We start from the raw sequence: 14259 nt of genomic DNA on the forward strand, positions 1-14259 counted from the left end.
AGATTAAGACCAGTTGCTGCAGGGAGCATTTTTATATTTAGGCAGGATTGATCGAATGTTTTCTCGAATAGAAAAAGAAGGTTAGCTTATTAAGGATTAAGGGGGACTTTCCTTGTCACGCTGGAGTAAAATTACACTTTTTATATTTAGCTTTTGTCTATTTTCAATAACCTGGGTTCATGGAGCAAATGCCACTACTACAAGTTCACGATTGGCGGGAAATGATCGATATTTAACGGCAATCGCGGTTAGTCAAAGCGGGTGGCCTGATGGTGCAGCTACGGTGGTATTCACGACGGGTGAGAATTATCCGGATGCCTTGAGCGCAGCACCGCTCGCTGGAAAATACAATGCACCGCTTCTTTTAGTCGGTTCCTCTGGCTTAAGTCCGGAGACGCTGAGTGAATTAAAACGGTTAAATGCGAAAAAGGCCTATCTCGTGGGGGGAACAGGTGTTATCCCCAAAAGCGTCGAAAGTCAATTATCCCTTGCCGGAATTTCTATGGTTCGCTTAGCTGGGAACGATCGCTATGATACCGCTTTGGCCGTTGCCAGGGTAGTTGGTACAAGTCAGGGCATTTTTGTGACCTCAGGGCAGGAATTTGCAGATGCTTTGTCGGTTGCTCCAATTGCATCAGGCAAGGGAATGCCTATACTGCTTGCACCAGAGCAAGATCTAACGTCGAACGAGAAGACTTTTTTAGCCAAGTCCAAGCTGAAGAGGACAATCATTGTTGGTGGAGAGGCTGAGGTACCCATGAGCATTCAGAACCAGCTTCCGGCGCCGGAGCGTATTGACGGTGCTGATGCTTATGAGCGTAACGTTGCTCTGCTCAAATACTTTGGAGATTCGATCAATCTGGCAACAACCTATGTGGCAACGGGCGAGGATTTTCCAGATGCTTTGTCAGCTGCGGCTCTTGCGCAAAAGGATAAAAATGCATTGGTTTTAGTGAAAGGGAATCAGATTCCATCCACCACGAAAACCTATCTCGCCCAAAAGGTTATTGGTCAAATCCAGGTTTTTGGGGGTGAAGGCGTAATTCCTTATACCACAGAATCTTCGTTAATCGGTTTGCCGGCGTTGATTTTAAAAGTGACGAATTTAACTGTGACTGTGCAAGAAAAGCAGACCTTTAGCCTTCCGAAGACGGTAACGATCCAGACTGGCCAAGGGGACTGGCAAGAGGTTCCGGTAGACTGGGATCTGGCATCTGTATCTACTCAAAAAGCAGGGACGTATACCTATAGCGGCACAGTCAGCGGATATAGCGGAAAAGTCGTGTTAACTTTAATCGTTGAGGCGTTGCCGAGTAAAGCTGACACACTGACGGCAGAAGTTATCCAAGGCAGCAGCTACAGCCTGCCCAATACGGTAAAGGTGACAATGAGCGATAATAGCATTAAGGAATTTCCCGTGACGTGGACGACAAGCCCCACGGTTAGTATTTTGAGCAAAGTAGGAACGTATACGTTCCAGGGAACTGTGGATGGGACTTCGCTTAAAGTGAGTTTTAACCTTAAGGTGTCTGAAGATGCAGCGATTACCTTTAAAGATTCAAATCTGGTATGGGCTATTAAATATGCGCTGGGTAAGCAATCTTCGGCCCAACCGATTTATCGAAGTGACGTTTTGAGCATAACTTCTTTAGATGCAAAGGGTAACGGCATCAGAGATCTTACGGGAATGGAAGCGTTCACGAATCTCACGACTTTAAACTTAGGAAATAATTATCTTAAAGGGGCTAACCTTGCTCCCCTGCAAAAGCTGACAAATCTCAAATCACTTAACCTTTCGTATAATAGTTTGGAACAAGTTACATCATTAAAAAGTCTTACTTCCTTAAATTCTCTGGATATCAGCTATAATTATATTCTGGACTTAGCTCCTCTCCGAAGCTTAACACGCTTGGAAACGCTTTATTTAAAGGGAAACTCATCTCTGGATTATAGTGCAACGCGGTTGTATTATAATCAATTGACGAAAAAAGACTTTTTCCTTGAGTGATCTTTATGTTTGTAAGTTCTTATATTTTGTGATCTTCAGCGAACTTTCAGGTAAAATTAAATAGGATACGCTATAATGATGGTGTTTACATAGGGTTTCGAGGAGTGAGAGAAAAAATGAGACAGTGGATTCGTAAAATTCACGTAGTTGTGTTAGCTGCGTTTGTTGCCTTGGGGACGTCAACACTTCTTCCTGTAGTCGCTGCCAATCCGGTTCCTGCTCAAGATTATGTGTTATCCAAGATACAAAGCGTCCATACCGAAAGTACTTCAACAACGACAAGCCTTCCTGCCAATACGGAAAAATCCGGTAATTGGGGAGGGTATATAGCAACACCGACCTCAGGACAAGGGTATACCCGTGTTTCCGGGAGCTGGACCGTCCCGACGATTACAGCAACTCAAGCCAATGCTTTGGCAGCTCAATGGATTGGTCTAGGCGGTGTATCGACAAGTGACTTGCTGCAGATCGGAACGATTGAATCCATAGAAAACGGTCAGCCGAAAGCAGAATTATTTTGGGAGAAGCTTCCTGATGCAGCCCAAAGCATTGTTACTGTACCCATTGGTTCGACGGTCACTGCAAGTATTGCACCAGAGGATAGCACGGATACCGTATGGAATCTGACGTATACTGTGAATATACCGGACGGCCAGACGCAAACAAATACGATTAAAGTAACCTTAGAGGCTGCCTACGCCCAAGAGATAGGGACATCAGCCGAATGGATCAGTGAAGATCCTTCAAACCAAAAAAATCAACTTTATCCTTTAGCTAATATGGGGATCGTTAAATATAATTCAGCCCGCGTAGATGACCAGCCGCTGAATGCTTCAGGAAATAAGGTTACTCCTGTAGCGATGGTATCGAAAAAGGGAGATGTCTTGATTGCTCCTTCGGTTCTGGGTTCGGACGGAGAGTCGTTTTCGACCACAGTCCTCGCGACGCAAACCGAGAACGGGAATAACACTTCAACAGGGAAGAGCCATTATCGGAGACCGACTCAGTTGCAGCAGGGACATATGCCTCATTACCGGGAATATGACTTCAGCCAAAACGGGTGGAGCTGGTCCTGGACTTGGAACTGGTAAAACTGAATTTAACTCTTGGATTAACAAAACACGATGAGATTTTACTCATCGTGTTTTGCTTTGTTCACTTGTATACGAACGATCAAATCGATTAATTCATTGAGAAGTTCGGGAGGTATTCCGGCTTTTTGGGCTTTTTGCAGAGTATCCAAATAAGGTAGGCTTTCCTCATTGATTTCAGAGGGAGAAGAACGATTTAGCTTATAGGCGGCTGGGGAACCAAAAACAGACTTATCAGCAAACAAGGATGCGACTGGAACATCTAAAGCTTTTGCCAAACGATAAACTGTATCCATACTCGTTGATGCTCTTTTTCCGGTTTCAAGCTGACTTATGAGACTGCGCGCAACTCCTGAACGTTCTGAAAGTTCTCGCGCACTGTAATTTCTTTTCTTTCGTAATTCTTTAATTGTTTTCCCTAAATCGAGCACAAAACTTCCCCTCTCTTAGTATCTAAAGAAAACTTGGCTTTCGCCGAAGACACTGTCTTCGCACTTTGTTATCTTTGCGCAGGTGAAAGCCTTAGTTGCACTTATACTATCTACCGATAAAAATTTTATACTTTCTTGATAGTGAAAAAATACCTTTCGCTTTTCTAAAAAATGTTAAAACTAGTATTACCGGAAAGGGTTAGATCAGACATAGGGCATGCATTCTTTTTGAAAATAAGGATTCCTTCATTAATTTACAAGATTAAACATTAAGGATATAATGTTTACATAATTAAACATGAAGGATGGGTGCTAAAAGTGGATCGAAATAATTTAAGAGAATGGAGATTAAGAAAAGGGGTAACTTTAAAACAACTCGCTCAGAGGACAGGTTATAAATACAGTTACCTTGTCCGTTTAGAAAAGGGATTGAGTAAAGGTACTCCTAATACATGGATTAGACTTGCCCGGGAATTGCAGATTCCAATGGATGATTTGTTCTGCGAAACATCCGGGATATATGAGATTCGCTTAGAGAACAAAAAGCGGTTAGGCTGATTATTAGAAATTCTGGTCTATTTTTTGCTTGACGAACCTCTGGCTAGAGATTGTATAATACACTAGAGTGGTAAAACAGGTGGTTTATGGAATTCAATTTTAGGGAGGCGTAAGGCTTGAGGAAGTGGAAGCGTGTTCGATTATACATAGCCTGTGTTGGGGTGAGTATTGCTTTATTGGCAAGTGGATGTGGTTCACAGAAAGCAGCGACTGTTGAGGAAAAATACATTCCTGTAGAGGTGCAGCCTGCTGCTGTTCAAACGCTTGTCGAAACAACAAGCTTCAGTGGAAAGGTCAGCTCAGATCAGGATTTATCTCTTACTCCGAAAACACCGGGTAAAGTAAGTTCTGTAAACGTTAAAGTCGGGGATTCGGTAAGTGTAGGGACCGTACTGTTTACGTTGGATTCCTCAGATTTTCAGAAGGCTGTCGATACGGCCTCTGTCGGGGTACGCAATGCAGAAGCTAACTACCAGTTGACAAAGGAAAAGATTGACTTGGCCAAAACGAATCTTGATCGGCAGAGGCAGCTTTATGAGGCTGGCGCTATTTCTAAGTCTCAGTTGGAGACCTTTGAAAATCAAGCTTCCGAGACTCCTTTGCAGATGGCTCAGATCCAGTGGGATCAGGCTAAACTGGGCCTGCAACAGGCGCAGGACAGCTTGAGCAATGCTGTGGTCACAGCACCCGCGGAAGGAACGGTTGCCGCGGTCAATATCAAGGTTGGTGAGATGGCTTCGAACGCCCAGCCTGCGGTGACCTTAACTCAGCTGAATTCCCTTTATGTTGCACTTAATGTTCCAGAGAATATTGTGAACTATATTAAGCCGGAACAAGAAGCCAAAGTGACCATTGCTTCAGCGAGCGCTCAGGAAATAAGCGGGAAGATTTCAAGTCTTGCTCCCTCGGCTGATGGCAAGACGATGCTTTATGCTGTTAAAATTGCAGTCGATAATCCGGAGGGAAAGATCAAGCCGGGAATGTTTGCCAAAGTTGATATGCCGACTCAGTCCCGCCCCAATGTGCTGGCGGTTAAGAGTGAAGCCGTCGTGACCAAGAATGGGAAAACGATGGTTTATGTCGTTGAGAATGGTACTGCTGCAGAAAAAGAAGTGACGACAGGCTTGGATACAGGGGCTTTAGTCGAAATAACGAAGGGTTTAAATCCAGGCGATTCTGTAATTATTAAAGGACAAACCCTTGTTGATCAGGGGAGCAAAGTAAAGGTCGTTGGGGGGAACGCATCTTGAAATTAGCTGAGGTATCGGTTAAACGCCCCGTTACGATCATTATGGTCATGCTGATCATTATTTTGCTTGGCTCGGTTTCCTTAAGCCGATTACCGATTGACTTGCTTCCGAATATGGAGATTCCAGTAGCCGTAGTTGTTACCACGTACACTGGGGTTGGTCCTCAAGAAATCGAGAAATTGCTTACGGATCCAATTGAGGGTGCAATCTCGACTGTTGAAAATATTGATACCGTAACCTCGACAACGACTGAAGGAAAGTCGATTGTCGTCGCTCAGTTTAAATATGGAACCGATATGAATTTTGCGACACTGCAAATGCGGGAAAAGGTGGATCTGGTTAAGCGTTTATTCCCGACTGAGGTTGAAGCACCGATGATTATGAAAATCGACCCCACAATGATGCCGATTGTTCAGCTGACGGTATCTGAAAAAGGGGGGGATTTGGCTTCCCTGCAAACCTTAGCGGAAGATAAGATCAAACCCAGGCTGGAGCGGGTCAAAGGCGCAGCGTCTGTTAGCGTAACCGGTGGGTATCAAACACAGGTCAACGTAAAGGTAAATGAAGAAAAGTTAAAAGGCTATGGCTTAAGCATTGCGACTCTTTCCGGGATACTCGGAGCTGAAAACCAGAATTCTCCGGGCGGTCAGGTTCAAAAGGGAACTCAAGATTTGACGATTCGTACGATGGGCGAATTTCAGTCGCTGGATGAAATCAAGGATCTTCTTATTCCTTTGCAGACGGGAGGACAGATTCGTCTCAAGGATATTGCCGAAGTAACCCTTGGTCATGCTGACCAGAGTTCAATCTCTCGGACGAATGGCGACCAGAGTATCAGTATTTCCATTCAGAAACAATCGGGGACGAATACGGTTCAGGTTGCGGATGAAGTTGCTAAAACGCTAAAAGAACTCAAAACGGATTATCCGAATCTCAACTTTAATACGGTTATGGATCAGTCTGTCTATATTAAGCAATCGATTAATACGGTAGTGAAAGAGGCTTTATTAGGGGGACTCCTTGCTATTATTGTTCTCTTTCTCTTTTTTCATAATCTGCGCACAACCTTTATTACGGCAACAGCTATTCCGATTGCTTTAATGGCCACATTTGCAGCGCTCTATTTCTTGGGGATTACGATCAATATGATGACCCTGGGCGGTTTGTCTTTAGCAATGGGGCGCCTTGTTGACGATAATATTGTATCTCTGGAGAATATTTATCGTTTCCGACAGTCCGGGCATAGTAAAACAGAAGCAGCCATCAAAGGTGTCTCTGAAATCGGGATGGCCATTACCGCTTCGACCTTGACAACCGTAAGCGTATTTCTGCCGATTGTCTTTGTTCAGGGGCTTACGGCGACTCTTTTCCGGGAACTGGCTTTAACCGTGAGCATTTCTCTATTAGCCTCTTTGGCTGTATCGCTGACCTTAGTGCCGACGCTTTCCTCGAAGCTGATGAAAGCGGATGGTATTCCTGAGGGAAGAAAGGGTCTTTTTGGCGTGATGGATCGCTTCAGCCGGTGGTTCGATCGATCCTTTGAAAGCGTGGAAGGGGCTTATCGCAGGTTTTTGCATTTTTCCTTGACGCATCGCAAGACCGTAGTGGTCATTTCAATTGTCATTTTTGTGCTTTCCGCTTTATCAACCCTAAAGCTGGGGGCAGAATTCATGCCGGTATCCGATTCAGGGCAGTTAACAGTTTCCGTTACTTTGCCGGATGGTGCAAAACTTAAGGATACGGATGATGTCATTGCTCAGATTGAAAAAAAGCTTGAAGGGATTCAAGAGGTTAAAACCGCTTTTGTTCAGATCGGAACGAGCGGAGAGTTTTCTATAGGCGGCAATACAACGAATGTCGGCTCGGTTAATGTTGAGCTCACTGATCTTAAAGCGCGTTCAAGAAGTGTCGGTCAGGTTGCGGATGAGATCCGGGGACTGACGAAGGATATTGCCGGTGCTCAGATTCAAGTGACAGTTACTGATAACATGTCGATGGGGGGGAGTACATCTCCTGTCGATATTGCCGTTAAAGGAGACGACCTTGATCAGTTAAAGAAAATTGGGAATGATATTAAGGGAATCGTCGCAACGGTTGACGGAACGCGGGAGGTTAAAACGAGTATGAATGAGGGGGTGCCTGAGGTTCAGGTCCATGTGAACCGTAAAAATGCGGCTCAGTTTGGTTTAACCGCAGGGCAGATCTCTCAAGCAGTGAAAGGAATGATCTCCGGTACGACGGCAACGCGTTATCGCTATGAAGGAAAAGAGATTGATGTCGTAATCAGCGGGGATGAGACTCTAAAATCGAGTATTTCCAACCTTGAACAGACTCCAATACCTACTCAGTCCGGTATCAGCGTACCTTTAAGCGAAGTGGCCAGCGTTACCCTGGACCGGGGGCCTGCAAGTATCAGCCGGACAGGTCAAACCCGAGTTGTGAACATCACAAGTCAGATCATGAATCGGGATGTCAACAGTATCTCCAAAGATATTGAGAGCAAGCTCAAAGCGTATGGAATGCCGGATGGGTATACGTATGAATTAAACGGTCAGAATAAGCAAATGGCGGATTCGTTTAAAGATCTGGGTTTAGCCATGATTTTGGCCATCGTTCTCGTCTATATGATCTTAGCTTCCCAGTTTGAGTCCTTGCTTCATCCGTTCACGATTATTTTATCTCTGCCGATGGGTTTCTCTGGAGGAATGTTTGGCTTGTTCATTACCCGAAAGACTCTCAGTGTACCTTCTTTCATCGGCTTAATCCTTCTGATTGGGATTGTTGTCAGTAATGCGATTGTCCTGGTTGACTATATCAATAAGCGCAGAGAAAGAGGAGAGGAACGGGAGACGGCTATTGAAAATGCAGGACCGATTCGCTTGCGGCCAATCGTTATGACCTCGCTGGCGACTGTACTTGGCTTAATTCCCATGGCTCTTGGGATTGGCGAAGGCTCGGAATCGATGTCCCCAATGGCTGTTGTCGTTATTTTCGGGATGGCATTTTCCACGGTTTCCACACTTTTACTGGTACCTGTGATTTATACGATATTTGAAGATATCCGGAATAAACGGTTTTTCCGCAGAAAAAAGGGGAAGGGCTTAAATAAACCGACTTTATCTGGGCAAGCATAAGATAAAGTATTATAATAATTGCGAACAAAGATGTGAACCCCTGGAAGTTTTCCAGGGGTTTTTGCAATCCTTTTAACTTGAGTTAATTTTTGGTATACTAATTACAGAATGTCAGAGATACAGAAAGCGGGATAAGTAATGCAAGCGGTGCCTAAGAAAAAATCGTATGGATTAGTGCGGCTAGGTAAACGCTCAGTTCTTACCCTAGGAGCAGATCTAACACGTGAACTTAAACTAACGGATGGGGATCTTTTAGAACTTTGTGTTCAAGATGGAAAGATTATTTTAGAACCTAAGAAAGTTATTCCTGCTGACCAGGAATGGTTTTGGACGAAAGAGTGGCAAACCGCTGAAAAAGAAGCTCAGGCAGAAATTGATGCGGGGCTTACAAAATGAGCAAATTCTGCAAAGGAACTTATGGAGGAGCTTATGAAAGATGACGAATGAAAAATCGATCACTTTCCAATGGGCTCCTCGTTTTGAACGGGCATTTAAAAAATTACCAAGAGAAGTTAGACTCCTTTTTTCGGATAAGATTGCTCAATTTGAAGAGGAATGGCAGCATCCATCATTTAGAGTGAAACGGATTCAAGGAACAGATAACATATGGGAAGCAAGTCTCAATATGTCTATCCGGTTTACTTTTGAATGGATTGAAGATGAGAATGGCGAGCAAGTTTGTTTATTAAGAAATATAGGTGATCATGATCATTGTCTACGACCACCGTTTTAAGTGGTCTTTCCGCTAGGGGAAAATAGGAGAAGCATAAGTTGTGCGGATAAAAAAACTGCTGCCCAAGAATAGGTAGGAAATGAGGCTGATTGATGAAACAGGAATATAAGCTCAAATATGGTGAAGGGTATCTGACCTTTAATTTAGAAGAAGATAGTATATTGCAGGAGCTTCACGCTCAAGAAATACAGTGCATTGAGGATGTGGAAAAAGAAGTTCAGCATATTTTGGATCATCCCAAAGGAACTCTGCCCTTTAACCAGCTTTTTACCGCAAGAGATAAAGTAACGATTGTCGTCAGTGATGTTACACGGCTTGTTAAGCTTCATGAGTTTTTACCGCATATTGTGAAACGTTTAAATAATTTGGGTATCTCTGACGAAGATATCTTGATTTTAGTGGCTACGGGAACCCACCGCAATCAAACGCCGGAAGAACATCAAAAAATCGTCGGCGAAGAGCTTTTTAACCATTTAACCATTGTCGATCATGACTGTGACCGTTCAGAAATGGTTTATGTTGGGACAACTCCGAGGGGAACGGTTGTTGAAGTCAATAAATGGGTTGTCGATCGTAAGGTCATTCTCACCGGAGGGATTGTTCATCACTTGATGGCAGGCTTTGGCGGAGGAAGAAAATCAATTCTTCCCGGTGTGTCCAGCCGGCGAACGATCGCGCAGAACCATTTGCATTCGTTGGATCCGGAGGAAGCGCACTCTAACCCGCTTATCGGCGTAGGAGCTCTTGAAGGAAATCCCTTGCATGAAGATATGGTGGATGCGGCCCGTTTTGTTAACCCGGAATTTTTGGTCAACGCGATTATTCATACGAACGGCCGGATTGCTCGCATAGTGGGGGGGCATTGGCTTGAAGCGTGGGAAGATGGGTGTCAGTGGGCAGACGAAAAATTTGGGGTTCCGATTGCTAAGCAGGCGGATCTCGTGATTGCGAGCTGCGGAGGATTCCCCAAAGATATTTCTCTTTATCAAGGGGTAAAATCGTTATTTAATGCAGCCTTGGCCGTAAAACCGGGCGGTACAATCCTGCTGTTGGCTGAGTGCCGAGATGGAGCGGGGGCTGATGAGTTTTTTGGCTGGAGTAAACCTCTCGTTCAAGGAACGCTGGATCCGGATTTGCGCAAGAACTTTACAATACCCGGCTATATTTTCTACGCAGCCGTCGAAGCTTCAGCAAAGGCTAAAGTTGTTCTCTATTCCACGATTGATCCGGAACTTGTTAAGCCGATGGGTATTCATGGAGCGAACTCTTTGGAGGAAGCGCTTAAACTTGCGGGTGTTAATCAAGACAGGCAGGATATCCTTCTTATGCCTTATGGAGGAGCAACGATTCCCTTATATAAAGGAAAATAAGAAAAATATGATTGTATAAGTGATTCGATATGGTCATTTTTTGTGGTCATGCTATAATGAATTTATGAACGAAATGGATTATTGCATCGACAATGGCAAACTTGGTGAAAGCCAAGGACGCAAAGCTATGGGTCTTCCGGGTCGGTTTGACGATCTGATGACTGCCAGGCTATCGAATTCGCTTAAACCTGAGAATTGTCGCCATGCTTAATTGCTGGCGATTTTTTTTTTGAAAGGAAGATACAGATGCGCCAATTAAGTATTAATCGCATTCAAGAAGGAGATCTGCTGGGTAAGACAATCTATGCTCATGATGGGCGCGTTTTGCTGGGAAGAGGAATACCCCTTTCTTCTGCTTATATTGAACGTTTAAAGAAATTAGGCATCAGCATCATTTATATTGATGATGAAGAAACGAAAGATATTAACATTGAAGATGTTGTCTCTGAGGAAAATCGGCGCGAGGCAATGATTTCTTTACAGCATTCAGGTGAAGCGGTTCGAATTGGCAAAGATTTCGATGGCTTCCAAGTAAAAAAAGCAGTGGATAATATTATTGAAGATATTCTTTTTCAAAAGGAGATCTTTGTTAGTTTAACGGATATGCGGAGTTATGATAATCAGGTTTTCGCCCATTCCGTAAGTGTGTGCGTACTTGCTACGATTATCGGCAAGGCACTTGGTTTAGATAGGGATAATCTTGAGGCTTTAGCGGTTGGTGCTTTGCTTCACGATATTGGAACAGTAAAGCTCCCTAAGGAGCTCTTAGCCAAGCGTGAAGAGTTTACAACGAAAGAAATTGAACTTTATAAATCACATACGGCACATGGTTTTGAAATTCTTCGGGTGAAGCGGGATATCAATCTTTTGAGTGCTCATATCGCGTTCCAGCATCACGAGTGGATGAATGGAAGCGGATATCCGCGTAATCTGTCGGGCGACAAAATTAATTCCTTGGCTCAGATCGTAGGTCTGGCTGATTTTTATGATAATCTCGTGAATGATGGGCCTGGGCATAAGCGAACGCTGCCTCATGAAGCATGCGAAATTGTCATGGGTTGTGCGGATAAATTGTTTCCGCTTAATCTTGTCGTACTTTTCCTAAAACATATTGCGGCTTATCCTACCGGGTGCACAGTAAAACTAAACACGGGAGAAGTCGGGATTGTTGTTGACCAAAACAAAAGCTTGCCAATGCGTCCGGTTGTCCGGGTTTTGATGGCGGGTGATGATCCTAATCAGGACAAGGCAAAGGAATATAATTTAGTCGAGGATCGGACGACTTTTATCGAATCAATTCTCGAATAAAATGTTAGGGATAAATATCAAACCTTCAGCGGAAATCCGAAAAAACTACAACAATATCGAATCATTCGTAAGGCGTGAAAGCATGCTGCGATTGAGAGAACATTTGATTGATTCTGAGGAAGGGCGGCTGAATGGAAAAACCGGTTATTCGGTTGATGAAGTGACTAACATGATGAAAGCAGCAGTTAAGGAGACTCTTCATGGACACCGATCTTAAATACTACCAGGTGATTGTTTCCGATGAGTATTTGTGGATGCAGTAGTAGATTGCAGACAAGATTATTCATGGCTGCTAAATTAAAAAGACCCTCAAAGGGTCTTTTTAATTTATAATTCCTTGTCTTTAGGCTTTTTGATGACGGTGAGGAGCATTTTGAAAGATTTTCGGGCTTCTAGACCATGCGGAATGTCGGAAGGCATGATGACGGTTTCTCCTTCTTTGACGGTCAGGGTTTGATCTCCTATAGTGATTTCCGCTTCGCCATCCAAGATCTGAACCATGGCATCTCCGGAAGTAGTATGCGTACTGATCCCTTCCCCTTCGTCCAGTGAAAATAACGTAATATTTACAGCTGGAATCTGAGCGAGAGTCATACTGATGACCTGGCCTTTTTTATAAGAAATCAGTTCCTTTAAGTTGAGTACTTGTGAAAATTCAATGTTTTTCATGATGTTAATCATTTTTATATTCCTCCTTAAAGCCTAATCTTTATGCTTTAATTATAAGCTGCGTTTAGAGTAGAGTATGTGATTTGAGTCACGATTTTATCCCGGGAAAGGTATTGATAATTTCCTAAGGGGCGAATACACTGAAGAAGGAAATGGTTTCGTTAGCAATCTATTCTCATTGGAGAAGAGCTTTATAAGAAGGTGCAGTCTTGATAGAAAAAGAAGAACAAAAACAAGACATAGGAAAACTTATCCTTATTGTTGTTTGTATTTTTTCTTTACTTTTTGCAAGCAATCTCATACTTCGTACAACACCGACAAATGGACAGGCAATTAGTACACAATCCGAATCTGAACAATCCAGTGACGAAGCTAAAGCTCAGCAAAAACCCAAGGCGGAGATGGTTCCTGTTACAGATCAGGACATTAAGGTAAGAAAATTCCCTTATCCTTATCAAAGCATGTTGGCGATTTCCTCGGATATTGATTCAACATCGCTTGCAGAGTTTGAGGATTATCATCGTTTCCTCAATACGAAGGAAAAAACTCCTTATGGTCAAGGCTTGGGCTTGGATATTGCGGATTCGGCCTGGATGTATATAGCAGATAATTATGGAGATAAGTTAGATCATGAGGGGCATTCTTTAGTGAATTCAATGTCTTATTTCCAGGGCGTAAATCCGAAGGTGCCTAAAGATGCCGATAAAATCATCCATTACTATAAAGCAGGATGGATTGATTCGTTGCATACGTTTGGAGACTTCAGCCGTAATGATAAAAAATTATTATTTTCACGTGAGTTAGCAGATTTAGCGTGGAAAGAGATGAGAACGAGCGGTTTTATGCCGGAGGTCTGGATCAATCATGGCACAGAAACGAATGTGCAAAACTTTGGGGCTTATAATCCTAAGGGCTTTTCGTTTTATCAGGCAGGTGACGATCCTAAATCCCCTTATTATCATACTGACCTTACACTGGGTAACGGAATTAAGTTTGTTTGGAATTCGGTTGGCATGAGTCAATTTAGTTATGATGATCCGCTCTTTCCGATCAAGCTTCGTGATGGGAAACAGGTATGGGGATTTTATCGCTATGCCTATGACATGGCAGCGGGAAAACGGATTTGGACTTGGGAGGTTCATGAATTACCCCGCCAGTTTAATAAAGCCCATTTAGATGAACTTGCCCAGAATGAAAAGTACTCTGTAGTTGCCCAGCACTTAGGCAAGGGATATGAAGCACTGGCTTTTAATACGAATGATGTTCAAGCCTTGCAATTACTTAAGAAATATCAAGATGATCGAAAAATTTTAGTGGCTCGGACAGAGCGGCTTTTGAATTATGATCGAGTAAATCATTACATTCGTTTTTCTGTATTGCAATCTGAAGGCAAGTTTTATATTAACTTAACGAAAATTGAGGATCCGGTATTAGGAGAGTCAACTCCAATCTTGGAGGATGTCCGAGGGCTGACTTTTTATGTAAACGATCCTGGGCAATATACTTTACTCATTAATTCTGTCCCCATTCCCGATCAAGAGATTCAGCGCAATGGAGCGGATAAATCAGGAAAGCAGAGCATCGGGATAAAATGGTTTGAACCGGATTACACGGATTACACCCGGATGAACTAATCCTTGTTTTCCTTGAGAAAGTAAGAGATAATTAGAGAACATTCAAGTTATGGGCGTTCTTTTTGCTTATTCG

Annotated in this window: 13 protein-coding genes and 1 riboswitch; of the genes, 11 read left to right on the plus strand and 2 right to left on the minus strand. The window is 43.4% G+C overall.

Annotated elements, in window-relative coordinates; all coding sequences use genetic code 11:
• Positions 1-112 precede the first annotated feature (112 nt).
• On the plus strand, positions 113-2008 hold the full coding sequence (locus tag ACHOLT_RS05915) for a cell wall-binding repeat-containing protein (RefSeq protein WP_425806451.1): 1896 nt from the start codon (positions 113-115) through the stop codon (positions 2006-2008).
• A 116-nt stretch (positions 2009-2124) separates the two neighbouring features.
• Positions 2125-3099, plus strand: coding sequence for a G1 family glutamic endopeptidase (locus ACHOLT_RS05920; protein ID WP_425806453.1), 975 nt, complete (start codon positions 2125-2127; stop codon positions 3097-3099).
• Positions 3100-3140: 41 nt separating this feature from the next.
• Here ACHOLT_RS05920 and ACHOLT_RS05925 read toward each other — a convergent pair whose 3' ends face one another.
• A complete protein-coding gene (locus ACHOLT_RS05925) occupies positions 3141-3530 on the minus strand; it encodes a helix-turn-helix domain-containing protein (protein WP_425806455.1) in 390 nt (129 codons plus the stop codon).
• Between the two features lie 318 nt (positions 3531-3848).
• Between ACHOLT_RS05925 and ACHOLT_RS05930 the strand changes: the two genes are divergently transcribed.
• The 8 genes from ACHOLT_RS05930 (at position 3849) to ACHOLT_RS05965 (ending at position 12100) form a co-directional block, all read left to right on the plus strand.
• Positions 3849-4088: a helix-turn-helix domain-containing protein gene (locus tag ACHOLT_RS05930; RefSeq protein ID WP_425806457.1), complete on the plus strand. Its 240-nt coding sequence runs from the start codon at positions 3849-3851 to the stop codon at positions 4086-4088.
• Between the two features lie 116 nt (positions 4089-4204).
• The gene (locus tag ACHOLT_RS05935) at positions 4205-5338 is read left to right on the plus strand and encodes an efflux RND transporter periplasmic adaptor subunit (protein WP_425806459.1); all 1134 of its coding nucleotides are present in this window, start codon (positions 4205-4207) and stop codon (positions 5336-5338) included.
• Positions 5335-8472 (plus strand): efflux RND transporter permease subunit, encoded by a 3138-nt coding sequence (locus ACHOLT_RS05940; RefSeq protein WP_425806460.1) that lies wholly within the window; start codon positions 5335-5337, stop codon positions 8470-8472. Before ACHOLT_RS05935 ends, ACHOLT_RS05940 begins: the two co-directional genes overlap by 4 nt.
• A 138-nt stretch (positions 8473-8610) precedes the next feature.
• Entirely contained in the window at positions 8611-8868 is a 258-nt protein-coding gene (locus ACHOLT_RS05945) for an AbrB/MazE/SpoVT family DNA-binding domain-containing protein (RefSeq protein ID WP_425806462.1), read from the plus strand.
• A 40-nt stretch (positions 8869-8908) separates the two neighbouring features.
• On the plus strand, positions 8909-9205 hold the full coding sequence (locus tag ACHOLT_RS05950; protein ID WP_425806464.1) for a cytotoxin: 297 nt from the start codon (positions 8909-8911) through the stop codon (positions 9203-9205).
• 92 nt (positions 9206-9297) lie between these two features.
• Positions 9298-10575: a nickel-dependent lactate racemase gene (larA, locus tag ACHOLT_RS05955; protein WP_425806465.1), complete on the plus strand. Its 1278-nt coding sequence runs from the start codon at positions 9298-9300 to the stop codon at positions 10573-10575.
• Positions 10576-10659: 84 nt separating this feature from the next.
• Positions 10660-10752, plus strand: a riboswitch (cyclic di-GMP riboswitch).
• 69 nt (positions 10753-10821) lie between these two features.
• Positions 10822-11883 carry an HD-GYP domain-containing protein gene (locus ACHOLT_RS05960; protein WP_425806466.1) on the plus strand — a complete coding sequence of 354 codons (1062 nt, stop codon included), beginning with the start codon at positions 10822-10824 and terminating at the stop codon, positions 11881-11883.
• A 1-nt stretch (position 11884) separates the two neighbouring features.
• A complete protein-coding gene (locus tag ACHOLT_RS05965) occupies positions 11885-12100 on the plus strand; it encodes a prevent-host-death protein (protein ID WP_425806467.1) in 216 nt (71 codons plus the stop codon).
• A gap of 110 nt (positions 12101-12210) precedes the next feature.
• Here ACHOLT_RS05965 and ACHOLT_RS05970 read toward each other — a convergent pair whose 3' ends face one another.
• Positions 12211-12564 (minus strand): cupin domain-containing protein, encoded by a 354-nt coding sequence (locus tag ACHOLT_RS05970; RefSeq protein WP_425806468.1) that lies wholly within the window; start codon positions 12562-12564, stop codon positions 12211-12213.
• A gap of 197 nt (positions 12565-12761) precedes the next feature.
• On the opposite strand from ACHOLT_RS05970, the gene ACHOLT_RS05975 reads away from it, so the two are divergent.
• Entirely contained in the window at positions 12762-14186 is a 1425-nt protein-coding gene (locus ACHOLT_RS05975; RefSeq protein ID WP_425806470.1) for a hypothetical protein, read from the plus strand.
• Positions 14187-14259: the final 73 nt, after the last annotated feature.

Source organism: Desulfitobacterium nosdiversum, from assembly GCF_049860565.1.
GTDB lineage: Bacteria > Bacillota > Desulfitobacteriia > Desulfitobacteriales > Desulfitobacteriaceae > Desulfitobacterium_A > Desulfitobacterium_A nosdiversum.